This is a genomic window from Nonomuraea sp. B1E8 (assembly GCF_039871515.1).
Classification (GTDB): domain Bacteria; phylum Actinomycetota; class Actinomycetes; order Streptosporangiales; family Streptosporangiaceae; genus Nonomuraea.
On sequence record NZ_JBDPLS010000002.1, the window covers coordinates 322,447 to 344,802 of the forward strand.

Below are 22,356 nucleotides of genomic sequence, written 5' to 3' on the forward strand. Positions count from 1 at the left end.
GTGGCGGGGGCGCGGCTAGCGGACCGCCTCGATCAGCGCCCGCAGCAGCGCGGCACGCCGGGGCATCTCGGCGACGACGACGTGCTCGTGGTCGGCGTGCGCCCCGCCGCCCACCGCGCCCAGCCCGTCCAGCGTGGGACAGCCCACGCCCGCCGTGAAGTTGCCGTCGGAGGCGCCGCCCACCGACGCCGAGCTCAGCGGGCCCACGCCGAGGTCCGCCGCCAGCTTCTGGGCCAGCGCGTAGAGCGAGGCCGACATCGTGCTTTCGAGCGGTGGCCGGTTGGGTCCGCCGAGGATCTCCAGGCGGGTGCCGGGCACGACCGGCGTGAGCGCGCGTACGGCGGCGTCGACCCGCTCCTGCTCGGCGACCTCGGCCACCCGTACGTCCACCCCGACGGAGGCCTGCGCCGGGACGGTGTTGAGTGACGTGCCGCCCGACAACACCGTCGGCGTGACCGTGGTGGCGCCCGCGCCCAGACCGGCGACGGCCAGGATCTGGTGGGCGAGCTCGGTCCCGGCGTTCGCCCCCTTCTCCGGCTCCAGCCCGGCGTGCGCCGCCCTGCCGTGCACGTGCACGGTGTAGAGCGAGGTGCCCTTACGGGCGGTCTTCAGCGCCCCGCCGTCGGCGCCGGCCTCCATGACGAAGGTGGCGGCCAGGCCGCGCGCGGTGTCCTCGATCAGCCGGGACGAGGTGAGCGAGCCGACCTCCTCGTCCCCGGTGACCAGCAGCGTGACGCCGTCGAGCGAGCCGAGCCCGGCCAGCGCGTGGAACGTCTGCACCAGCCCCGCCTTCATGTCGAACACCCCGGGCCCGCGCGCCACGCCGTCCACCACCGACCACGGGTGGGTGGCGAGCGAGCCGATCGGCCAGACGGTGTCGTGGTGGCCCAGGAGCAGCACCTTGGGGGTGCCGAACGTCCAGCGCAGGTGTGTGACGCCGTCGATCACCAGGAACTCCGGCTCGGCGCCGAGGTGGCGGGTCCCCATGGCGGCCACGACCTCGGCGCTGCGGGCGACGGCGGCCAGGTCGCCGGAGAACGACTCGCACAGGACGAGCTCCTCAAGGTCCGCGATCACGCCGGCAGCTCCCCGAGGAATCGGTGCACGTTGCCACCGATGATCTTCATGACGTCCTTCTCCGGCAGGCCGCGGGCGAGCAGGCCCTCGGTGACCATGGGCAACCCCGACGGCCCCTCCAGGCCGGGGATCGCGGACTTGGGGTCGACGCCGCGGTAGTTGAGGCCCTCGCAGCACGGCCGTGTCAGGTCGGACATGACCTCGTGGATGAAGTCGGGACCGAGGCCGACGTGGTCGACGCCGGCGACCGCCGCGACGTGCTCGATGTGGTCGAGCAGGCGGTCGAGTGTCATGTCCCCGGGCCGTTCCGCCAGGAAGGGTGCGAAGAAGTTGACGCAGATCACGCCGCCGGTGGCGGCCACGGCGCGGAGCTGGTCGTCGGTGAGGTTGCGGTGGTGGTCGCGCAGGGCGCGGGCGGAGGAATGGGTGGCGAGCAGGGGCTTCGTGGCCAGCTCCAGCACGTGGGCGACGCCGGAGGCACCGAGATGGGACACGTCGAAGACCATGCCGAGCCGCTCCATCTCGCGCAGGGCGGCGACGCCGTGGGAGGTCAGCCCGCTGCCGGTGGCGTCCTCGCCGCTGCCGTCGGCCAGGGGCGTGCGGCCGAAGTGCGCGATCGAGGCCACCCGCACGCCCAGGCGGTGCATGGTCGAGATCAGCTCGACGTCGGCGTCGAGGCCGGGCATGCTCTCCAGCGCGAGCACGAGGGCGATCCTGCCGTCGTCGAGCGCCCGGTCGATCTCGGCAGCGTCACGACATATCCGTACATGCTGTTGGTTGCCCTCGGCCAGCACGTGCGCACACTCGATCATCCGCAGCGTCTGGCGCAGCGCGCCCTCAGGACGGTAGTCGTCCTCGATGAAGACCGGCAGGATCTGCAGGTTGACGCCGCCCTCGATCAGCTGCGGCAGCCACCGCTCGCGGAAGAAGGCCGCCCACTGCTCGGGCGGGCGGGCCGTGACGGCCATGAGCAGGTCGTTGTGCGTGTCGGCCACGACAGCGCGCTGGTGCAGGGAAGACGTCATATTCCGGACGCTATCGTGCGAGCCGGGCCGCTCCAATGTGCCAATGCCCGAACGGCGAGCCCATCGTTCGTACGTCACCATCATGCGAAGACCCGCTTCTTGACCTTCTCGTTACGTCAACTTCTACGGTGGTGAACGAGCCGGAAAGCACCGGCTCGGCGATGGGTGAGGACGGGTGGGCCGGTCATGGCATGGTCGATCGCACAGGTGGCCCGGATGTCGGGAGTGACGTCCCGGACGCTGCGCCACTACGACGAGATCGGGCTGCTGCCGCCCGCACACGTCGGCGGGAACGGCTACCGCTACTACGAGGAGAGCCAGCTGCTGCGCCTGCAGCAGGTCCTGGTGCTGCGTGAGCTGGGCCTCGGCCTGCCGGAGATCAAGGAGATCGTCGAGCGGCACACCGACCCCGTCGCAGCGCTGCGTGAGCACCACCAGCGTCTGCTGACGGAGCGTGACCGGCTGAACGAGGTCGCCCGCATGGTGGAGCGCACCATCGCCGAACTGCAGCAGAACGAAGGGAAGACGACCATGTCCAAGATCAGCAGACCGGAGAACCTGTTCGAGGGATTCGACAGCGCACGCTACGAGGCCGGCGCCCGCGAGCGGTGGCAGGAGCACTGGCAGCAGAGCGGGCAGCAGGAGGTCCTGGCCGGTCGCACTCCACAGGAGCTGGAGCAGATGCAGCGGGAGGCGACCGCCGGGATGATACGGATGGCCGAGCACATGCTCGCCGGCGCCCCCGTCGACGCCCCGCAGGTCTTCGCCGAGCTCGACCTCCACTATCGGCATCTGAACGAGTCCTGGGCGCCGACCAAGGCGCAGTACCTCCATCTCGCCCGGATGCAGGCTCAGGAGGAGCAGTTCCGGACGAACTACGAGCAGGTCGCCGAAGGTCTGGCCGCGTACATGCGCGACGCCATGATCGCCTACGCGCACGCCCGGCTGAGCTGAACGTGTGATCACGATTCCCCGGCGGCAAGAGGGCCCGCCTCTGGCCGGCCGGGCGCAGGCCGGTGACAGTGCGTGGCCCTAGGGCGATCCGGCGGGCCGGTAGGCGGGGGTCGGCGCTCTGGCCGTCAGCCTGCGGTAGAGCGTTGTGGGGCCGGGCCAGTTGTTCGTGACGCGGCCTTCGGCGGTTTTGTACCAGCTCTGGCAGCCGCCGCCCCACACCATCCGCTCCATCGCCGCGTCGAGCCGCCGGCGCCACGCGGCCATCGCCTCGGGCCGCACCTCGATCGGACCGTTCAGCGAGAGGTGCGCCAGGCAGGCCATGATGTGCTCCACCTGGCACTCGAGCATGAAGACGATGGAGTTGTGCCCCAGGTTGGTGTTCGGACCGTACAGGAGGAACATGTTCGGGAAGTTCGGCACGGAGATGCCCAGATACGCTTCGGCGCCGTCCTTCCACTGCTCCTCCAGCGAGCGCCCGCCGCGCCCGCTGATCTCCATCGGCGCGAGGAACTCGGTGCTTGTGAAGCCAGTGGCGTAGACGATGGTGTCGGCCTCGCGCAGGCCCTCGGCGGTCTCGACGCCCTTCGGCGTGACCCGGACGATCGTGTCCGTCACCACGTCGACGTTCGGCCTGGTGAGCGCCGGATAGAAGGAGCTGTCGATGATCACCCGCTTGCAGCCGGGAGGGTAGGCGGGGGTCAGCTTGGCCCGCAGCGCCGGGTCGGGCACCTGGTCGCGCAGGTGGCGCAGCGCCCGCTTCCTGAGCAGGTCGGCGCTCCAGCCCTGGGCGAGCGCCGGGTAGAGGGTGGCCTCGGCGTAGCGGTAGATCCACTCGCGGTAGGCCCGCTGCAGGCCCGGGACCAGGCGGAAGGCCAGCCGGGCAGGAGGGCCGAACGCGGCGTCCGGCTTGGGGATCACCCAGTTGGGCGTGCGCTGGAAGACGTCGAGGTGCTCGGCCTGCTCGGCCACGCGCGGGATGAGCTGGGCGGCCGACGAGCCGTTGCCGATGACCGCGACCCGCCGGCCGGTGAGATCGTGGTCGTGGTTCCAGCGGGCGGAGTGGAAGGAGACACCCTCGAAATCCGCCATGCCGGGAAGGCCGGGCAATCGCGGGCGGTTGAGCTGGCCGACGCTGATGACGACCACGTCGAACGCCTCGGTGTGCTCGTCGCCGCCCTCCGGGCCGGCCGTGGTGACCTGCCATGTCGCGTCGTCGAAGGCGGCTCGGCGGACCTCGCTGCTGAAACGGATTTTTCGCCTGACGTCGTATTTATCGGCGCAATGTTCTAAATAGGCGAGGATCTCGGGTTGTTCGGGATAGCGGCGGGTCCAGCTCGCGTACTTCTCGAACGAGTACGAGTACAGGTGCGAGGGGATGTCGCAGCCCGCGCCCGGATAGGTGTTGTCCCGCCAGGTGCCGCCCAGGCCGGCGGCCTTCTCGAAGATCGTGTAGGAGCGGATGCCGGCCCGTTCGAGCTGGATGGCCATGCACAGTCCGCCGAAGCCCGCCCCTATGATCGCGACGCTGGGTGCCATGCCGTCCTCCGCAGGTCAGGATTCACTTACATTACGCCCGGCCCGCGTTCCCGCAACAGCCCTTGTCACGTGCGCCGCCACCCCGCCGGTCACCGGTAGTCTGCGCAGGTGGCTGCTGTGACGTTGACGAACGTGATCGAGGTGCTCGAGGCGGCCTATCCGCCCGCCCGAGCCGAATCCTGGGACGCGGTGGGGCTGGTCAGCGGCGACCCGGCCCAGCCGGTGCGGCGGGTGCTGCTCGCGGTCGATCCCGTCGCCGCCGTGGCCGAGGAGGCCCTGGAGTGGCAGGCCGACCTGATCGTCACCCACCACCCGCTCTACCTGCGCGGCACCACCAGCGTGGCCACGACCACGCCGAAGGGCCGCCTGATCCACACCCTGATCAAGAACGACGTCGCCCTCTACACCGCGCACACCAACGCCGACGTCGCCAATCCCGGCGTGTCCGACGCCCTGGCCAGAGCCGTCGGGCTCACCGGCGACCTGGTGCCGCTCCAGCCGTTCCCCGACGACCCCTGGCGCGGGCTGGGCCGCATCGGCGAGACGGCGGAGGAGACGACGCTGGAGGAGTTCGCGGCGCGGGCGGCCAAGGGGCTGCCGCGCACGTCGTGGGGGATCCGGGTGGCGGGCGATCCGTCGCGCCGCGTCACGCGCGTGGCGGTCAGCGGGGGAGCGGGCGACTCCCTCCTCGGCGCGGCGAGGGCCGCGGGCGTCGACGTGTTCCTGACGGCGGACCTACGCCACCATCCGGCCAGCGAGTTCATGGAGGCGGGCGGCCCCGCGCTCATCGACGCCGCGCACTGGGCGACCGAGTGGCCCTGGCTCGACAGCGCGGCGTCCATCCTGCACGCGAGTGGCGTTACCGTTGAGACACGTGTCTCCGCCACGGTCACCGATGCTTGGACAAGAGGATATTGATCATGAAAGCAGCCCCTGAGGCCCAGAAGCGACTGCTCGACCTGGCAGAGCTCGACTCCGTGATCGACCGGCTGGCGCACCGCCGCCGCACCCTGCCCGAGCTTGCCGAGATCGACGAGCGTTCCAAGCTGTACGCCCGGCTCTCGACCCAGGTGATCGAGGCCGAGACCGAGGCGGGCGACCTGACCCGCGAGCAGACCAAGGCGGAGGCCGACGTCGACGCCGTGCGCACGCGTGCCGAGCGCGACCAGAAGCGCCTCGACTCCGGCGCCGTCTCCTCGCCGCGCGACCTGGCCGGCCTCCAGTCCGAGATCGCCTCCCTGCAGAAGCGCCAGGGCGATCTTGAGGAGATCGTGCTGGAGATCATGGAGCGCAAGGAGGCCGCCGACACCAAGGTCGCCGACCTGGTGAGGCAGCGCGACGAGGTCGCCGCCGAGCTCTCGGCCGCCGAGGGCCGCCGCGACACCGCGCTCGGCGAGATCGACAAGGAGGCGGCCGAGGTCCAGGGCCGTCGTGCCGCCGTCTCCGGCGAGATCCCCGCCGACCTGCTGGCCCTCTACGAGAAGCTGAAGGCCCAATACTCCGTGGGCGCCGCCATGCTGCGCGGTGGCCGGTGCCAGGGATGCAAGGTGGCTCTGTCCATCGCCGAGATGAACAACATCAAGGCCGCCCCGCACGACGAGGTGCTCCGCTGCGACGAGTGCCGCCGTATCCTCGTCCGCACACCAGAGTCCGGCCTGTGACGTCCTACATCGTCGAGGCCGACGGCGGCTCGCGCGGCAACCCGGGCCCGGCGGGCTACGGCGCGGTCGTCAAGGACGCCTCCGACGGCCAGGTGCTGGCGGAGGCGGCCGAAGCGATCGGCGTCGCCACCAACAACGTCGCCGAATACCGCGGGTTGATCGCCGGGCTCACGGCGGTGCTGGAACTGGCCGGAGACGGGGCCTCGGTGGCCGTGCGCATGGACTCGAAGCTGGTCATCGAGCAGATGGCGGGCCGCTGGAAGATCAAGAACGAAGGGTTGCGCCCGCTGGCCCTGGAGGCGGGGGCGCTGGTCAGGCGGCTGCGGGTGTCGGAGTGGACCTGGATCCCCCGCGAACGCAACAAACACGCCGACCGCCTGGCCAACGAGGCCATGGACGCCGCCGCCAAGGGCCTGACCTGGAAGGCGGGCGGCACCACCCCACCGGAGCCGTCCGCTGCGACACGGCAGGCGGACACGCGGGCTCGGGGTTCGGCGCCGTTGGTGGCGAAGCAGACGGATCTCCTCGACGTCAGCGAGATTTCCGAGATGTCCGCCCCCACTGCCTCCATCGCCACGGCCCAGCGGCTCGGCAAGAATGCCGGTTGGGTCTCGCCCACCAAGGTGGCGACCTCGCTGCTCCTCCTCCGCCACGGCGAGACTGAAATGTCCCTGGAGCGCAGGTTCTCAGGCCGCGGTGACGCCGAGCTGACGCCCAACGGCCTGGCCCAGGCATCGGCGGCGGCCGATCGGCTGTCGCGCGAGCCGTACCGGCTGGACGTGATCGTCAGCTCCCCGCTCAAGCGCGCCATGCAGACCGCGGAGGTGGTCGCCCAGCGCACCGGCCGCGACGTCGAGGTGGACGAAGACCTCAGGGAAGCCGATTTCGGCGTCTGGGAGGGGCACACGTTCACCGAGGTGCAGCGCCGCTGGCCCGCCGAGCTGGCCGCCTGGCTCGCCGACCCCACGGTCGCCCCGCCCGGCGGCGAGAGCTTCGCCACGGCCGCGCTCCGCGTGCAGGCGGCGGGTGAACGCCTGGTCGAGCGGTACGAAGGCAAGACCGTGCTGGCGGTCTCGCACGTCACCCCGATCAAGATGCTTCTGCGACTCGCCCTCATGGCGCCGCTGGAGTCCCTCTACCGCATGCATCTCGACCTGGCCTGCCTGTCGCTCATCGACTACTACGCGGACGGGCCCGCCGTGGTGAAGTCGTTCAACGACATCTCCCACCTGCGCTGATGAGCGCGTGCCGGGCCGGATGCCACCAGCACCCCCGGCACGGCACGTCACCGCCGCTCGGGCGATGACCAGCCTCATCCCCTCGGAACGATCGTGCCGCGGGCTGGGAACGCGGGAAATTTGGTAACCTCATTCGGACGAGTCGGCCGGGCGGCCGCGTCGGGCCCCCGGGCCCGCCGAGGAAGGTCCGGGCTCCACAGGGCAGGGTGGTCGGTAACGCCGACCCGGGGTGACCCGCGGGAAAGTGCCACAGAAAGCAGACCGCCTCCCGGTCAAACGGGAGGTAAGGGTGAAAGGGTGGTGTAAGAGACCACCAGCGCCCACGGTGACGTGGGCGGCTCGGTAAACCCCACCCGGAGCAAGGTCAAGAAGGGCGCTCCCCGGAGCGTCCGCGCGCGACGTTCGAGGGCTGTCCGCCCGAGCCGCGCGGGTAGACCGCTTGAGGCCGCCGGCAACGGCGGTCCTAGATGGATGGCCGCCCCTTCGCACGAAGGACAGAACCCGGCCTACAGGCCGGCTCGTCACTCTCCGCCCCTGAGACCAGGGGCGGAGCGCTCGGCGATGGTGGCGTGGCCCGGACGAGTCGCCGGGGTGGGCGGCGCTGCCGACGGTTCGGGCGTGGTCGGGCCGGGGCGCTAGATGGGCGAGGTCGCGGCGGCGATGGCGGCGGGGTCCCAGTAGAACGGCCGGCACTCGAGCATGCGCCCGTTCCGCACCCGGATGAGTTGCATGATCTGCGTGTCGACCTCCTGGCCAGTCGCACGAGCGCGGAACCGTACCCTGTTCCGCACCACCACCGTTTCCCTGTCGCCCCAGTGTTCCTGCTCCAGGAACTCCATGGACGTCCACGTCTCGCTGAAAGCGGCCAGGAACCGCTCCAGCCCGTCACGTCCTCGCCACGTACCGGTGCCCGTGAAGGGCAGGCCGGGAGCCTGATGCAGGACGACGTCGGGATCCAGGTATGCGGCGACCTCGTCATAGTCGGCCTTGCCGAAGCCACCCGCGGCGACGTACGCGGCCTCGGCCCGGTAGAACTGCTCCATGACCGCCCAGGCGTCCTGTGCCCGCTCCGCCGCAGGAGCGCCGTCAGTCCGGTTCTCGATACTCATGACTCCAGCATCAGGGGTACGGGGTTGACGCGCTGGCGGTGACCGGACCGTTGACTAGAAAAGAGACGATATTCGCGAACACGTCCCACAACACCTGGCGACGAGAGTTCCGGCGGCAGAGATGTCCGTGTCCGAGTTCCCGCGAGGTCGTCACCCACGGCATCACCCGCTCCGGCTCCGCCCGCACCCCATGCGGACAGGTGACGGTTCGGATCACGTGTACGGGCGGGACCGCACAGGCGGAGGTGACCGACGGCGGTTCCGCCACCACCAGGCCCGTCGTACGGCGCCCGGCACCAGGCGACGACGGGGGCCGGGGCCTGTGGCTGGTGGAAGGGCCGTGACGCGTGACGTCACCGCTGGGCGGCGGCTCCGGCGAGGGCCTGGGTGACGAGCCTGCTGACCCGCTCGATCGCCTTGATTCCCACCCTCATCGAGCTGTTACGCCGGGAGATGACCGCGATGAGGAAGGTGTGACCGCGATCCCGCACCCTGCCGATGCTGTTGACCGTCCATTTCCCCCCGTCGCGTTGCCTGGGCAGCCAGCCGTTCTTCAGCGCGACGCCGGTCGCACCGCGGCCGGCCGCGCTGACGCCCCAAGCCTGCTCCGGCACCACGTTCCGCATCAGGCCCAGCACGTAGCGGCGGTGTTTCGCGGACAAGGGGCTGGTGGCCGACGAGAGGGCCTTGAGCAGCCGTACTTGGTCGGCGGCGCTGGTCGTGGTCGAGCCCCACGCGCCACCAGGACCGGCACGGGTGTGGCGCAGGCCGAGCCTCTTGTTGGCGGCGGTCAGCCCGGACGCCCCGCCGATGGCCGACCAGAGCGCGGACGCGGCGGCGTTGTCGCTGACCTTGATGGCCCGAGCCGCCGCGCGCCGCTCCCAGGCCGTCAGGCCACGGCCCTGGCGCTGGACCTTGAGGAGGAGCGCGATCACGATGTCCACCTTGACGATGCTGGCCGTGGCCGTCCTGAGTCCTCGGTTGTAGGAGTAGGACAGGCCGGTCGAAAGATCCAGTACGGACACCGCGAGCTCACCCGAGACGCCGTCCAGGTAACGGTCCAGCGACCTGGTCAGCGGCTTGCGGTAGGACGTCAGCGGCCGTTCTCCGTCCGGTTCCCTCTCCACAGTGTTCTCCTGGCGGTTCTGCGGCGGCTCAGCAGGCGGCGACGCCACGGCTACGGAGGCGGGAGTGAGGGTGACGGGCGTGGCGCGTACGCCGCTCGCCGTGAGCACGGCCGGCAGGGCGAGCGCGGCCAGGAGGGGGAGGACGCGGCGGCGCGGTGGCGTCCCGGGCTTCGCGGGCACGGCCGTCTACGCGAGAGCCGGCGTAATCGACGAAGGGAAGGGGAACCCCTGAAGAACCATGAGAGGCAGCATTCCGGCGCGGGTGTTTCCACCGCGTTTGCGATCCGGTCATAGGCCATATGCGGCCACGCCTCTTGACATGACCGCGATCATCGTCGGTCAGGTCAGGTGAAGGGCGGAGGCGGCCCTAACCCGGCAGACCGCGGCCGTCTGCGCAGGATTACGCAGAACGGGCCGCCCACGCGGCGAGGATGGCGGCCTCCTTCTCCGGCGCCATCCCGTGCGGGGTTATCTTGCCGTAGGTGCGCCGGTCTTCGGGGATCTCGCGCAGCCACGCCCACGTGTCCCGCACGGTCTCGGCCACCGGACGCGTACGCAGGCCGGCCGCCTCCGCCTTGGCCGTCGGCACGGTCCAGAAGTGGCTCATCTCCGGCGACGGCGGCCCTACCCACAGCGGCAGCTCCACGAACACCCCCGCCCCCTGCTCCGCCAGGAATTCGCTGTCCACCCAGACGAACTCCGCGTCGGACCCCGTCACCTCCTTGCACGACCCCAGCCATTCGCCGAAGGTGGTGTTGCCCGCCGGCCCCGTCACCGTGAACAGATCGGACGCGCCGGCCTCCGCCCGGTCGAGGGTGAACGCCGCCACGTCGCGAGCGTCGACCAGCTGCATCGGCGACCCGGGGTCGCCGGGGGCGAGGACCCGCCCGCCGTGCGAGATCCGGGTCAGCCACCACGGCAGCCGGGCCACGTCTTCGTGCGGCCCCAGGATCAGACCCGGCCTGATGATCAGCACGGCGCCGTCGAAGCCCTGCTCGACCGCCCGCTCGCAGCCCGCCTTCAGCTCGCCGTACTCGCCGTCGTCAGGCCCGGCGCCGGGCTCGCACGGCCACCTCGCCGAGTCTTCGGCCGGCCCCGCGGGAAAGCCCTCGGCGGCCGAGACGGTGGACACGAACACATAGGTCCCCGCCCTGCCCGACAGCGCCCGGACCGACTCGCCCACGACCCGCGGCACGTAGCCGGAGGTGTCGATGACGACGTCCCACGACCGTCCGCTCGTCAGCCGTTCGAGGTCGGCGCCCGACCCCCTGTCACCGCGCACGGCCTCGACGCCGGGCACGTCGGCCCCACTGCGCCCTCTGTTGAACGTCGTGACCTGATGCCCACGGGCCAGCGCCGCCTCCACGACGGCGCGCCCCAGGAACCTCGAACCACCCAAGACGAGAAGTTTCATGGGTCAATCTTCGCCCGCCATCACCACCCCGCCGGACATCTTCACGGACAGCGCAGGACGCAGCGGCGGCACCATGTGCACCCTGGCGGAGCCGATGTCGAAGAAGAGCCCCACCAGCTCCAGCTTCCCTGCCCGCACCTGCTCGTCGACCTTCCGGTACGTGCGCAGGTTCTCCAGCTGCTGCTGCACGTTGACCCGGCACAACACGTCCAGCGCCCCGCTGTGCAGCCGGTCTCCCTCTCGTTCGATGAACGTGGCCAGGCTGTGGTTGCCGTGCCGCAGCCACCGGCGCAGCCCGGGCAGGCTGCCCGCCTGTACGCCGCCGCTCAGCAGACCCGCCATCGCTCCGCAGCCCGAATGGCCGCACACCGTGATCGTGTGCACACCCAGCACCTGCGTGGCGTACTCGATCGCGGCCACCATCGAGTCGTCGTGCGGCTCCGTGCCCCTGCGCGGCACCAGGTTGCCGATGTTGCGCACCGTGAACAGGTCTCCGGGACCGCTCGCCGTGATCAGCGAGGGCACGATCCTGGAGTCGGCGCACGTGATGAACAGGTGCGACGGCTGCTGCTTGCGGGCCAGCTCGGTGAAGATGGGCCGCACCAGCGGCGCCGTACGCCGGTGGTACTCGCGCGCACCCTCCGTGAGCCGGCACTCCGACGGCTCGGACGACGCGTCGGCCGGCGAAACGGAGGGCAGGCTGGGACGGCTCCGGTGCGCCCACGGCAGCCACCACCGGTCAGGGGCCTTGGGCGGCGACTTGACGGGGTACATCCGCGCGCCGCTGGCCGCCAGCGCGTACCACTCGTCGTGCAGCTCGTCGATATGGACCCTGCCGCCCATGCGCTCGTGGTCGAGCCGCCAGGAGTGGATGGCCTCGAAGGCTGCGTTGTCCATGAAGTCGATGTTCAGGTCGAGGCCGACATCCGTGCCCGCGGGGATCGTCCGCAGCTCGTGCGTCAGCCTGGGGACGCCGAGGAACGTGAGCGAGCCCGAGATCGTCACGAGCAGCCGCCCCGCGCGGTCCTCACGCTTGAGCACGGTGACCCATGTCAGCCTGCGCAGCGCGAGCAGCGCGGCCAGCGCGAGCCCCGCCAGCACGCCCTCGGCCAGGCCGAGCAGGATCACCGCGACCATGGTCACGAGGTAGACCGGCACCTCGCCGTGGCCGTGCACCTTCTTGATGTGACCGAGGTTCACCATCTGCACGCCGATGAACACCAGCAGCGCCGCCAGCGCCTCCAGCGGGATCAGCCGGATCGACCAGCCGAACCCGAGCGCGAAGATGAGCACCCACACCCCGTGCAGGATCGTCGAGCAGCGCGTACGCGCGCCCGCCCGCACGTTGGTGGTGCTGCGCACGATCACCCCGGCGACGGGCAGGCCGCCGAGCGCGCCCGTGACCATGTTGGCCACGCCCTGGCCGGTCAGCTCCTGGTCGAGGTCGGCGCGCTTGCCTCCGTGCATCTTGTCGACCGCGACGGAGCACAGCAGCGACTCGCAGCCGGCCAGCAGCGCCACCAGCAGCACCGCCGCCACGACCAGGTGCCAGTCGCCCTGCGGCAGCACGGGAAAGGCCCACTCGCCGACGCTCTCGGACAGGTCGACGCGGGTGACGTCCCAGCCGAAGGCCCAGGCGGTGCCCGCCGCCGCGAGCAGCGCGGCCAGCGGCGCGGGGACCGCCTTGACCGGCCCTGGCAGGCGGGTCCACAACGCCAGCACCGTGATGGTGAGCAGGCCGACCGCCACCTTGTGCCCGTGCAGGTCGGCGATCTGGCCGGGCAGTTCGATGATGTTGGCCACGGCCGAGCTCTGTGACGTGCCGCCCAGCACCACGTGGAGCTGGGCGAGGGCGATGATCACGCCGACCGCCGCCAGCATGCCGTGGATGACGGCCGGCGACACCGCCAGCGCGGCCCTGGCCGCCTTGAAGATGCCGAGCACGAGCTGGACGGCGCCCGCCAGCAGGGTGATCATGCAGGTGGCCCGCCATCCGTACGTGTGCACGAGATCGAGGACCACCAGGGACAGGCCGGCGGCGGGCCCGCTCACCTGCACGGAGGAGCCGCCCAGTGTGCCTCCCACGATCCCGCCCACCACGGCGGCGATCAGCCCGGAGACCAGGGGGGCTCCGGAGGCCATCGCGATGCCCAGCGAGAGGGGCACCGCGACGAGGAAGACCACGAGCGACGCCGGCACGTCATGCCGGAGCGTGCTCAGCCGGATACGGTGCGTGTCGCGGATCATGGAGCAAACCCTATTGCTCCGTCGACCGCGCTTTAGGCGTGTCTCACGTGGGTTTTACCCATTAATGAGGGCTGCCATCACCGGTAATAGTCGTGCGGGTAGTCCTGCTCCGGGCTCTTCCTGCGGTGGCTGCCCCGGCCGTTGCCCGAGGCGGCCTGGGGCCGCGCTTGAGCGTCGCCGCCGAACGCCTGCCACGTGGTGTCGGAGGCGGCAACGCCGCCCGCCGACGGCTCCGGCCAGGCGCCTGGGCTCGTGGTGATGTCGCCCGTCTCGTACGCGAACGAGGACGGCTGCGGAGCGGGGGCGGGTGCCGGCGTCGGAGCGGCGAGCACGTCGTCGTAGGCCGGGACCGTCCTGCCGGGCGCCGTCGGGGTGCCGGTGGCGGGGGAAGGGCCGGTGAGGGGGGCGGAGTCGTCGGCCACGGCCCAGCCCGCGCTCACTTCGTAGGAGGCGGGGTAGGCGGCACGCTCGGCGGGCTGGTCGAACGCCGGCCACGAGCCGACAGCGCCGAACGAGGTCGCCGGAGAGGCGCCGTCGAGGGCGTCGGGCGTGGACGCCGGCCACGAGCCCGACGGCGAGCCGGATGACGGGCCGGATGACGGGCCGGTCGCGGGCGGGTTGGTCCAGGTGGTGTCGAGCGGGTCGGCCACGCCGTTGTAGGCGGGGAACGGGTCGCTCGTCGGCGCGCCGTGGATGGGGGCGGGCCGCGCGGCCGGGAAGTTGCCGCTCGAGGTGGGGCTGACGGCGGGGAACGAGCCGCTGCCACCGGCAGGGGTCGCGGGGAACGAGCCGCCGCTGTTGGTGGAGAGTGAGCCGTTGCCGCCGGCCGCGGGGAAGGAGCCGCTGGTGGTGGGCGCCGGATAGGTGGTGTTGGACGACACCGGGACCGGGGGCGTGGAGGGAGCCGGGTCGGCGGGCCGGGCGGGGGGAGGCACCGGCTGGGCTCCCGGGGCGAGGATGCTCATCACGTCGCCTGGAGGCGCCGAGAAGGTCACGGTGCGCTGGTCGGCCAGCTCGGACTGCGCGGGGACGGCGGGCTTGGCCGGCTCGACCAGGTCGGCGAGGCCGGAGGAATGAGGGGCGGAGTGGCTGGAGGCGGCCGGCTGGCGCTGCGGCAGCGGGCCCTGGACGGTGGTCGCCTCGGGGTCGACGGAGGCCGCCACGGGCCGCGGCTTGGCGGCGCGCTTGCCTGGACGCTCCGAGCGGCGCTCGGCGGGCCGGCTCGACTGCCGCTCCGCGGGACGCTCGCCCCCGGGCTCGGCGGGACTCTCGGCGCGGCGCTCTGCCCGGCGCTCGGTGGGACGCTCGCGTTCGACGGGACGGGAGGCGCCCTTCCTGGCCGCCACGGTGCCACCCGCGCCGAAGCCGCCCTCCTCCGCGTCGCTGCGGATGTTGGCCCAGAACTCCTCGTCCTCGTCGTCGGAGGTCGGGTTGCCCCATTCGTCGACGCCACGCCGGCCACGCTGACCGGTGCGCACCGGTTTCGGCGCCTTCGGCTGGTCGATCGGGCTGAAGTCGGGACTGAAGTTGTTCATCCGCGGTTCGTGCGCGGCGAACTCGTCCGTGGAACGAGCGTGGGTCGACTCCTCCTTCTCGGCCATCTCCTTCAGCCGTTCCGGAGGAAGCGAGCTCTCCCTGCGGTTCATCGAACGCATGCCCAGTGCCACGACGACGAGCACGAGGAGCACGACAGCGACCAAGCTCACTACGACCGCGATCATTGCACCACCCTCAAAGCCATGGCCTCCCTTTGGCACCGATGAGATCGCGCGGCCATCGACGCGATCTGCCCCCTTTGATCACCAGTGCCTAACGATTGGATCTGATTCTGTCGGACCACTATGAGGGTTGTCACACCCTACGTGAAGAATTGGTACATCAGTGCTACACGTCGTGTTCGACCCCTCACTGCATGTCGACCGCGGTGAGCCGCCCCCGGGCTATGGTCTGGTCCGCGATCTGCTTCAAGATCTCGGGAAGGTCGAGGGGAGGGGCTCCCTCCCGCCTTTTGACCTTGCCGTTCAGCGTGTAGACGGTGAAGCGGTAGCTGCCCGCATCGCAGGGGGGATCGTAGCCCGCCTTCCCACCCGGCAAGGGCGCCTGCCCGGCCCCTTCCGGAGGCTCTTGGGCGGCGTTGGGGCCCAGCTCCGTCGTGGTCGCCGGGATGTTGTAGAGCACCCAGTGCACGGTGGACGTCGATGACGTATGGCTGTCGACCACGATCGCGATCGACTTCGCCCTGGACAGCGGCTGGCTCGACCAGCGCAGCGGCGGGCTGCCCTGGGTGCCCTTGCAGGAGTAATCGCGCGGCAGCGGCTCGCCTTCGCGCAACTCCGGGCTCGAGACATTGACCTCCGCGATGTCCTCGGCCTGTGATCTGCCGATGAGGCTGCTGCAGCCCGACAGCGCGAACGCGACGGTCACCGCTGTCACACTGACAACGATGCGGCGCACGCGTGTCGCCGTGTTACACAGCCCCATGACGGACGATGCTACGCGGGTCTCGGCGGTGTGCAGACCGTTTCCCGATGGTCGGTGGCCAGTAAAGGAACCGAAACCGGTCAGAATCACGGCATCCCGGCCGTGAGGTTGGACACAAGCACGCCCCTCCCCTTCTGGAGGGACCCGAATCCGGCTACCCTGCGGGACCCTTTCTGGCCTGCTGGTTCACTGTTGCAGGACTTGGGGCGCGATCTCGTACGGTGATCCGACAAGACGGACATCATGCCGATTGCCGCCCACACGGAAAAATCAGGTGCGCCAGATCGTTCCGAACGGTAAAGAAAGCGGCGATCATGCGGCGCGGGCGCGAACGGCGGCCGCCACGTGCGTGAGGGCGCTCGCGCTGTGGTGCGGTCCTGCGCTCGCCGGACCTGGCTGGCACGTACGTGGCGCCGCCGACGTGGCCAGGCTCGACAGCCTGCGGCCGGCCGCCACCGAGCATGGCACCTGCCCATGAGGGCCGTCGGCAGACACGCCGGGACGGCCGGTCGATCTTTACCGCCCGCAAGCCGATCTCCATGCCTGATTCGCGCCCTAAGCTGGTCTTGTGACCTCATCAGGCCCGATCCGTGATCCGGCGAATCGCGTTTCGCCCAAGGCCATCCGCCTGTGGCTGTTCGAGTCGTTGATCGCGTTCGTGTTCTTCCTGGGCGGCTCGCTCCTGGTGTCCGGGTGGCTCGACGGCCGCCAGTGGTGGTGGGTCCCCGGCTGGTACGCCGACAACTCCTGGCTGCTGCCCGCCGCGGTGGTGGTGCTGCTCCTGCCGTTCCTGGTGGCCGAGCCGTTCGTACGGTACGCCGTGCACCGCTGGGAGCTCTCAGGCGACGTCGTCTACGCCAGGTCGGGGTTCCTGACCAGGGAGTGGGTGTTCGTGCCCGTGAGCCGCATCCAGACGGTCGACAAGGGGCAGGGGTGGCTGGAGCGGATGCTCGGTCTGGCCACGCTGGAGATCCGCACCGCGTCCCATGCCGGCTCCTCGACGATCAAGGGCCTCGACTACGGCGTGGCGGCCGGGCTCGCGGAGCAGCTCGCGCACCGGGCGGAGCAGCTCAGGGACGATGCCACATGACCGTGTCAGGACGGCCTGAGGAGACGCGATGACCGGCCACGGCGCACCTCACGACGGCCCCGGGCCCTCACCCGGCGACCCGCCTCCGCCGGACCGGGCCACCGCGCCGGACGCGGAGGGCCGGCCCGCGCCCGAAGGCGGCGTCCACCCCCGACCGGCGTCCTCCCGGCCCCGGGCCGAGGGCTCGCACCCGGGCGACGGTCCGTCCACGGCCCCTGGCGGCGCTCCTCCGCCCCCGGCCCGCGCGCCGCTGCGGCTGAGCCCCAAGGTGCTGCTCATCGATCCGGTGCGCATGCTGCCCTCCCTCCTGCTCCCCCTGGTCGGCGTCCTGTTCGTGGGCGGTTTCTCGGCCCGCTCGTACGGATGGGCGGCCATGGGCGTGGTCGGCACCGTGGTGTTCGCGATCATCAGGTGGGCCACCTTCACGTACGAGATCGTCGGTGACCGCCTGGAGACGAAACGCGCATTGATCAGCCGGTCCGTCCGTACCATCCCGCTGGAGCGGATCCGCGGCGTCGACGTGTCCACCCCGCCCATGCACCGGCTGCTCGGCCTGTCCGTACTGAAGATCGACACGGGGGCGAGCGGGGGCGACGAGGAGGCCGAGCTCAACGGGGTCTCCCTGGCGGAGGCCGAACGGCTCAAAGCGGTCCTCCTGCGCCGCGCGGCCCGTCCCGTCGGCCACGAGCCCGGCGTCCAGGAGGCGGAGCAGGCCGAACAGGAGATCATCCGCGTCCCGCGCAGGTGGCTGCTGTACGGGCCGCTGTCCGGCGCCTACCTGCTCACGCCCTTCGCGCTCCTCGGCGGTGCGGTGGGGCTGGCGTTCCAGTGGGGGGACGACCTGGGGTTCGGCCGGGACACCGCCCTGACCGTCGGGGAGTGGTTCTGGCAACGCCCCTACCTGCTGCTCGTCGCGGCGCTGCTGCTGGTGCTGGCGATGCCGTTCGTGGGCGGGCTGATGTACGCGGTCTTCAACTGGGACTTCTCCCTCAAACGGCGCGGTCGCCACCTCGTGGCCGAGCGAGGGCTGATCAACCGGCGGAGCGTGTCGCTGGAGTCGGCGCGCGTACGCGGCTACGAGATCGTCGACGGCCTCGCCGAGCGGTGGGCCCGCGTCGTACGCGCCTGGGCCATCGTGACCGGGCTCGGCGATTCGGAGACCCGCGGGCAACTCCTGCCCGACGTTCCCCGCGCCGTGGCCTTCCAGGTGACCGGCGACGCGATCGGCCCCTTCCGCGCCCGGCTGCGCCCCCACCCGCCCGTGGCCCGCCGCCGGCGCCTCTTCCGCGCCGTCGCCCCCTGGCTCCTGGTGGTGGCGGTGAGCCTCGCAGGCATCTGGGCGACCGGCTCGGTGGTGTGGCAGATCCTCCTGGTGCTGGCGTTGCTGCTGGTCGCCGCGGGAGTTCCGCTGGGTCTCGACCGGTACGCGTCGCTCGGGCACGGCTACGACGGGGCGCGCCTGTCGGTGCGTTCAGGATCGCTGCGGCGCTCCCAGGCCGTGGTCGAACGCCGGGCGGTGGTGGGCTGGCGGCTGCGCCAGACGTGGTTCCAGCGGCGTGCCGGCGTCCTCACGCTGATCGCCGGGGTCGGGGCGGGCAAGGGCGGCTACTCGGCGCTCGACGTGTCGGAGGCGCAAGGGGCCGGTTTCCCCGCCGAGGTGACGCCGGAATGGCTCGCGCCCTTCCTCGAACCACCGGCCCCACCCACCCGCTGAGCGCGGGCGCGGGGAGTGCCCGCCCGTGCGTGGCCTGATCAGTCCTGGCGGCGGGCGCCGAACATGATCTCGTCCCAGCTCGGGACCGAAGCCCTGCGGCCCCTGGAGCCCTTGCGCGCCGGACGGGCGGCCGGGGCCGGGGGCGGGGAGGGCACCGGCACGGCCGGCTCGTCCTTGCCCTTGCCCTTGCCCTTGTCGGTGTCCTTGCCCGCGCGGGCCGCCGGCACCGACGGCTTCGGCTTGGGGCTCGGAGCGGGCTTCGGCTTGGGCGCCGGCGGCTTCGCCTCCCCGGCGACCTCCTCGGGCTCGGCCATCCTCCCCGCGGCCTCCTCGGTCCGGCTCTCGGCCGTGGTCTCGGCCGTGGTCTCGGTCTCCGGGGCGGCGGGCTGAGCGCTCGACGGACGAGCATCCGCCGACTCCGACACCTCACCCTCCGCCTGGGTGTCGGCCTGGGTCTCCGGCTGGGTGTCGCTCTGGGGGTCGGCGGCCACGGCGCCGGTGGCTTCGGCGGCGGTGGGCTCGGCGTCTCCGCTGCCCGGCGTCTCGGTCTCGGCGACCGCCGGCTTCTGGGCGTCCGAGGTCGTGGCCTCGGCCGTGCCGGGCGTCGCGGTCGGGTCGGCGTTCGACGGTGTGGCGGCGGTGGCGTCGGAGGTCGTCGCTTCCGTGGTGCCGGGCGTCTCGGCCTGTGTGGTGCCGGGCGTCTCGGGCTCCTGCACGGCCTTCGCGGCGTCGGAGGGCTTCGCGTCCGAGCCGCTGGGTGTTTCGGCCGGAGTTTCGGCAGGCTCCGCGGCGTCCGCGGCGGTCGCCCTGTCCGGGGCGGCAGTCGCCTTGGCCGGGTCGGCCGGGATCGTCGTGTCCGGGGCGGCCGTCGGGTTGGCCGGGTCGGCCGGGATCGTCGTGTCCGGGTCAGCCGTCGGGTTGGCCGGGTCCGTCAGCTTGGTCGTGTCCGTGGTGGTCGACTCGGACGTCGTGTCCGCGCCGGACGGCGTCGTTTCGGCAGGCGAAGGAGCCGCCTCTGCGGCGACGGACGGTGCTGTGGCCGTTGCCGCCACGGCGCTCGGCTGGACGGCATCGTCGGGGGCGGCCGGCTCTTCGGAGCCGGCGGCTGGTGAAGGCGTGGCGCCGGACTCCACGGTGGCGTCCGGCTCCGCCTCCTGGACCGCGGCTTCCTGGGTGGGCTGCGGGGCCGCTTCTGGCCGGGCATCCCGCTCCGGGGAGGTCTCGGTCTCGACGGAGGCAACCGTCTCCGCGGAGGGCCGGGCCTCCGTGACCGGCTGTGTTTCCCCGGTCGGCTGGGCGGCGGGCGCGTCCTGGGAGACCGGCTGGGCCGTCGCCTCTTCGGTGACCTCCGGGTGCGGGGACGCCGGTGGTGGCGTGGCAGAGGTGGGTGCGGCGGGCGTGTAGATGGCATCGGTGTCACGTTCGCCCGCGCGCCCGGGACCGAAGTCGGGCAGCCACGTCGACGACCCGCCGCGGTGGGACGAGGTGTCGCCGGGGCGGGTGTGGCCGGTCTCGCGAGCGGGAGACTCGGGACGGAAGGACTCCCGGGACGGAGGCTCCTGGCGGTGGCCGGGGTCGCGCGACGGAGGGTGGCCGGGGTCCCGCGACGGCTCCTGCCGGGGACCCGCCTGCCCGGCGGGGTCGTGGCCGAAGGCGGACTCGCGCGAAGGCGGGGCCTGGCGGTGGCCGGGGTCGCGGGACGGGTCGTGGCGATGGGTCGTCCCGCCCGGCGGATCGTGGCGGGACGCGGCATCGCGCGACGGCGTGCCGCGGGACGGCGGCTCCGAAGGCCGCGCGTACGCCGTCTCGGACGACCTCGGCGGCGGGTTGTAGCCGACCGCGGGCTCCTCCGGCTCGCGCCGCGACACCGGAGGGAACGGCAGCGCGTCGGAGGACAGCGGCGGCACCGGCTGCAGCTTGGCCACCCGTGGCGCGAACGGCGTCACCGTGGTGTCCTCGACCACGGGAGGCTCGGGGTCGAAGTCGGCGGACGACAGGCGCAGGGCCTCGTCGTCGTGGGGGGTCACGTGGCGCTTGCGCGGGTCGAAGAGCCATTCGGCGTGACGGGTGTGACCGTTCCACACGTAGCCGAGCTTGACCCGCCACAGGCCGTCGTCGCGTTTGGCGGAATCCCAGTCGATCTCGTCGGTGGGCACGCCGCGCCTGGTCAGGCGCTCGGCGACGAGGTCGCCGAGGGTCGGGCCCGGCGCGGACTCGCCGGGCATGCGTACGGACACCCGCTGCGCCTGCTGGGCGACGTATTCGCGTTCCTGCAGCACCGGCCCCTCGAACCAGCGGACTCGCTCGACCGGGATCCCGGCGGTCGCGGCTATCTCCTCCGCCGTCTCTCCGGCGCGGATGCGGGCCTGGATCTCCTTGGGGCGCAACGGACTCTCCACTTCGATCTCGTACTGGCCGAGACGGGAGAAGTTGCCGCGGACGGCAGCACGGAGCCGGTCGTCCACGGGAAGCGTGAAGCGCGTACCCCGCCCGGCAGTAGCCAGCACGAGATAGGTGCCGTCCTCACTCACCGCGACGAGTCGGAGCTCCTGCATGCGAGTCCTTTCGTCAGCGTCGCCATTCTTCCCCCGGACCCTTGAGTCTCTCGCGTGTGCCGGTTGCCTGCCAGCACCGTACCCGGCATGTCCGAACATCGCCTTCCTGGGATAGTCCCGAGGCGATGTGACGCCGGTCACATTCGTGGAATCCATCCCTCTAGAACCCGCCGTCGCGCATGAGGAGGTTAGAGGCCCTTGAGGGATTCTGGCGAATCTCGCCGCGCGCCGGAGCGCACTTGAGCCAAGAGGCCACAACGGATGGATGGGCGGCCGGATGGATGTGCAGGTGCCGGGCGGCGGCGCCGGCGATGTACGGAGCGTAGGCGGAGTACGCGACTCCGCCCTTGGTGACCTGACAGGTCCGGGAATGCGCTGTTCCGACGACGAACACACCCGATCGCACCAGAGCGCGTACGGCGGCGCGGAGGGCGGGGGAGCCGGCGCCGTCGATGGACAGGTTCGCGACGGAGGGGCCGCGCGCGTGCCTGCGGATCCAGTCGAGCCCCGCCAGCGCGTCGGCCAGCGTGCCCGAGCCGCCGCAGCCGAGCACGCGTACCGAGGCGATGCGGGCCCTGGGGGCGACGGCGTGGACGCGGCCCGCGGTGCGCGTGCCGTTGCCGGCGCAGTCGTGCCCGGTGCCGCCGGTGGCGTCGAAGGCCCGCCAGGTCCGGTCGCCGAACTCGGGACGTCCGGGGTCGATGCCGCTGTCCACGACGTACACGGTGGTGCCGGCGCCGGTGGCCGCTCCGATCGCCGGGCCGGCCGGCGGGGGCTCGGCTCTCCTGCTCGCCATGGGATGGATCTGCCGGTCCGCCTCGATCGCGCGCACCCGCGGGTCGGCCCGGAGCTCGGCCAGTTCGGCGGCGGTGAGGAAGGTGGCGAATCCCGGCAGCGCCGCGGTGTAGTAGCGGCGCACCCGCCATCGCGCCTCGCCGACGAGGGCGCGGGCGGCGCCACGGCCGCGGGCGGTGACGATGTAGGGCCGGACGGGTTCGGTCACGGCGGGGCGCAGGGCGGTTCCCGAGGCGGGCGTCATGGCCAGCGGGATGGCGGTCGCGGCGGCCGTGGCCACAGCCGCGGCGAGGTAAACGGAGGGCAGGCCGAGTCGTCGGGGCACGAGCTACG

At 71.8% G+C, this 22,356-nt stretch carries 17 protein-coding genes and 1 other RNA gene; 7 read left to right on the forward strand and 11 right to left on the reverse strand.

Features of this window, described 5'->3' with window-relative positions:
• Nucleotides 1-15: 15 nt before the first annotated feature.
• Complete coding sequence (locus ABGA98_RS10475) at nucleotides 16-1,077, reverse strand: M20 family metallopeptidase (RefSeq protein WP_347618002.1); 1,062 nt, start codon at nucleotides 1,075-1,077, stop codon at nucleotides 16-18.
• Nucleotides 1,074-2,102, reverse strand: a complete 1,029-nt coding sequence (locus tag ABGA98_RS10480; RefSeq protein ID WP_347618003.1) for a dipeptidase — start codon at nucleotides 2,100-2,102, stop codon at nucleotides 1,074-1,076. The genes ABGA98_RS10475 and ABGA98_RS10480 overlap by 4 nt, the downstream gene beginning before the upstream one ends.
• Before the next feature lie 186 nt (nucleotides 2,103-2,288).
• Between ABGA98_RS10480 and ABGA98_RS10485 the strand changes: the two genes are divergently transcribed.
• Nucleotides 2,289-3,056, forward strand: a complete 768-nt coding sequence (locus tag ABGA98_RS10485; protein WP_347618004.1) for a MerR family transcriptional regulator — start codon at nucleotides 2,289-2,291, stop codon at nucleotides 3,054-3,056.
• Nucleotides 3,057-3,134: 78 nt separating this feature from the next.
• On the opposite strand, the gene ABGA98_RS10490 is transcribed toward ABGA98_RS10485, so the two are convergent.
• Nucleotides 3,135-4,592: an NAD(P)/FAD-dependent oxidoreductase gene (locus ABGA98_RS10490; protein WP_347618005.1), complete on the reverse strand. Its 1,458-nt coding sequence runs from the start codon at nucleotides 4,590-4,592 to the stop codon at nucleotides 3,135-3,137.
• A 117-nt stretch (nucleotides 4,593-4,709) separates the two neighbouring features.
• On the opposite strand from ABGA98_RS10490, the gene ABGA98_RS10495 reads away from it, so the two are divergent.
• From ABGA98_RS10495 to rnpB, 4 genes are all read left to right on the forward strand, one after another.
• Complete coding sequence (locus ABGA98_RS10495; RefSeq protein ID WP_347618006.1) at nucleotides 4,710-5,510, forward strand: Nif3-like dinuclear metal center hexameric protein; 801 nt, start codon at nucleotides 4,710-4,712, stop codon at nucleotides 5,508-5,510.
• 2 nt (nucleotides 5,511-5,512) lie between these two features.
• Nucleotides 5,513-6,253: a C4-type zinc ribbon domain-containing protein gene (locus ABGA98_RS10500; RefSeq protein WP_347618007.1), complete on the forward strand. Its 741-nt coding sequence runs from the start codon at nucleotides 5,513-5,515 to the stop codon at nucleotides 6,251-6,253.
• On the forward strand, nucleotides 6,250-7,491 hold the full coding sequence (locus ABGA98_RS10505; RefSeq protein WP_347618008.1) for a bifunctional RNase H/acid phosphatase: 1,242 nt from the start codon (nucleotides 6,250-6,252) through the stop codon (nucleotides 7,489-7,491). The genes ABGA98_RS10500 and ABGA98_RS10505 overlap by 4 nt, the downstream gene beginning before the upstream one ends.
• A 138-nt stretch (nucleotides 7,492-7,629) precedes the next feature.
• Nucleotides 7,630-8,016, forward strand: an RNA gene (gene rnpB, locus ABGA98_RS10510) — RNase P RNA component class A.
• 110 nt (nucleotides 8,017-8,126) lie between these two features.
• Here the strand turns inward: rnpB and ABGA98_RS10515 are convergent.
• The 6 genes from ABGA98_RS10515 to ABGA98_RS10540 form a co-directional block, all read right to left on the reverse strand.
• Nucleotides 8,127-8,600, reverse strand: coding sequence for a nuclear transport factor 2 family protein (locus ABGA98_RS10515; protein ID WP_347618009.1), 474 nt, complete (start codon nucleotides 8,598-8,600; stop codon nucleotides 8,127-8,129).
• Between the two features lie 353 nt (nucleotides 8,601-8,953).
• Nucleotides 8,954-9,907, reverse strand: a complete 954-nt coding sequence (locus ABGA98_RS10520; RefSeq protein WP_347618010.1) for a serine hydrolase — start codon at nucleotides 9,905-9,907, stop codon at nucleotides 8,954-8,956.
• A 220-nt stretch (nucleotides 9,908-10,127) separates the two neighbouring features.
• Nucleotides 10,128-11,141 (reverse strand): NAD-dependent epimerase/dehydratase family protein, encoded by a 1,014-nt coding sequence (locus tag ABGA98_RS10525; protein WP_347618011.1) that lies wholly within the window; start codon nucleotides 11,139-11,141, stop codon nucleotides 10,128-10,130.
• Between the two features lie 3 nt (nucleotides 11,142-11,144).
• Nucleotides 11,145-13,388 (reverse strand): SulP family inorganic anion transporter, encoded by a 2,244-nt coding sequence (locus tag ABGA98_RS10530; RefSeq protein WP_347618012.1) that lies wholly within the window; start codon nucleotides 13,386-13,388, stop codon nucleotides 11,145-11,147.
• Nucleotides 13,389-13,465: 77 nt separating this feature from the next.
• A complete protein-coding gene (locus ABGA98_RS10535) occupies nucleotides 13,466-15,109 on the reverse strand; it encodes a hypothetical protein (protein WP_347618013.1) in 1,644 nt (547 codons plus the stop codon).
• A gap of 184 nt (nucleotides 15,110-15,293) precedes the next feature.
• Entirely contained in the window at nucleotides 15,294-15,821 is a 528-nt protein-coding gene (locus ABGA98_RS10540) for a YbhB/YbcL family Raf kinase inhibitor-like protein (RefSeq protein WP_347618014.1), read from the reverse strand.
• A gap of 616 nt (nucleotides 15,822-16,437) precedes the next feature.
• Here ABGA98_RS10540 and ABGA98_RS10545 point away from each other — a divergent pair.
• Nucleotides 16,438-16,959 (forward strand): PH domain-containing protein, encoded by a 522-nt coding sequence (locus ABGA98_RS10545; protein WP_347618015.1) that lies wholly within the window; start codon nucleotides 16,438-16,440, stop codon nucleotides 16,957-16,959.
• A gap of 28 nt (nucleotides 16,960-16,987) precedes the next feature.
• Nucleotides 16,988-18,673, forward strand: coding sequence for a PH domain-containing protein (locus ABGA98_RS10550; protein ID WP_347618016.1), 1,686 nt, complete (start codon nucleotides 16,988-16,990; stop codon nucleotides 18,671-18,673).
• A gap of 38 nt (nucleotides 18,674-18,711) precedes the next feature.
• Here ABGA98_RS10550 and sepH read toward each other — a convergent pair whose 3' ends face one another.
• On the reverse strand, nucleotides 18,712-21,228 hold the full coding sequence (sepH, locus tag ABGA98_RS10555) for a septation protein SepH (protein WP_347618017.1): 2,517 nt from the start codon (nucleotides 21,226-21,228) through the stop codon (nucleotides 18,712-18,714).
• 160 nt (nucleotides 21,229-21,388) lie between these two features.
• Nucleotides 21,389-22,348 carry a protease inhibitor I9 family protein gene (locus ABGA98_RS10560; RefSeq protein ID WP_347618018.1) on the reverse strand — a complete coding sequence of 320 codons (960 nt, stop codon included), beginning with the start codon at nucleotides 22,346-22,348 and terminating at the stop codon, nucleotides 21,389-21,391.
• Nucleotides 22,349-22,356: the final 8 nt, after the last annotated feature.

What these genes read in the sequence shown, in the direction of transcription:
- ABGA98_RS10500 (WP_347618007.1), top strand. Translation starts at nt 5,513, where the DNA reads ATGAAAGCAGCCCCTGAGGCCCAGAAGCGACTGCTCGACCTGGCAGAG.
- sepH (WP_347618017.1), bottom strand. Translation starts at nt 21,228, where the DNA reads ATGCAGGAGCTCCGACTCGTCGCGGTGAGTGAGGACGGCACCTATCTC.
- ABGA98_RS10525 (WP_347618011.1), bottom strand. Translation starts at nt 11,141, where the DNA reads ATGAAACTTCTCGTCTTGGGTGGTTCGAGGTTCCTGGGGCGCGCCGTC.
- ABGA98_RS10480 (WP_347618003.1), bottom strand. Translation starts at nt 2,102, where the DNA reads ATGACGTCTTCCCTGCACCAGCGCGCTGTCGTGGCCGACACGCACAAC.
- ABGA98_RS10485 (WP_347618004.1), top strand. Translation starts at nt 2,289, where the DNA reads ATGGCATGGTCGATCGCACAGGTGGCCCGGATGTCGGGAGTGACGTCC.
- ABGA98_RS10515 (WP_347618009.1), bottom strand. Translation starts at nt 8,600, where the DNA reads ATGAGTATCGAGAACCGGACTGACGGCGCTCCTGCGGCGGAGCGGGCA.
- ABGA98_RS10490 (WP_347618005.1), bottom strand. Translation starts at nt 4,592, where the DNA reads ATGGCACCCAGCGTCGCGATCATAGGGGCGGGCTTCGGCGGACTGTGC.
- ABGA98_RS10550 (WP_347618016.1), top strand. Translation starts at nt 16,988, where the DNA reads ATGACCGGCCACGGCGCACCTCACGACGGCCCCGGGCCCTCACCCGGC.
- ABGA98_RS10530 (WP_347618012.1), bottom strand. Translation starts at nt 13,388, where the DNA reads ATGATCCGCGACACGCACCGTATCCGGCTGAGCACGCTCCGGCATGAC.
- ABGA98_RS10535 (WP_347618013.1), bottom strand. Translation starts at nt 15,109, where the DNA reads ATGATCGCGGTCGTAGTGAGCTTGGTCGCTGTCGTGCTCCTCGTGCTC.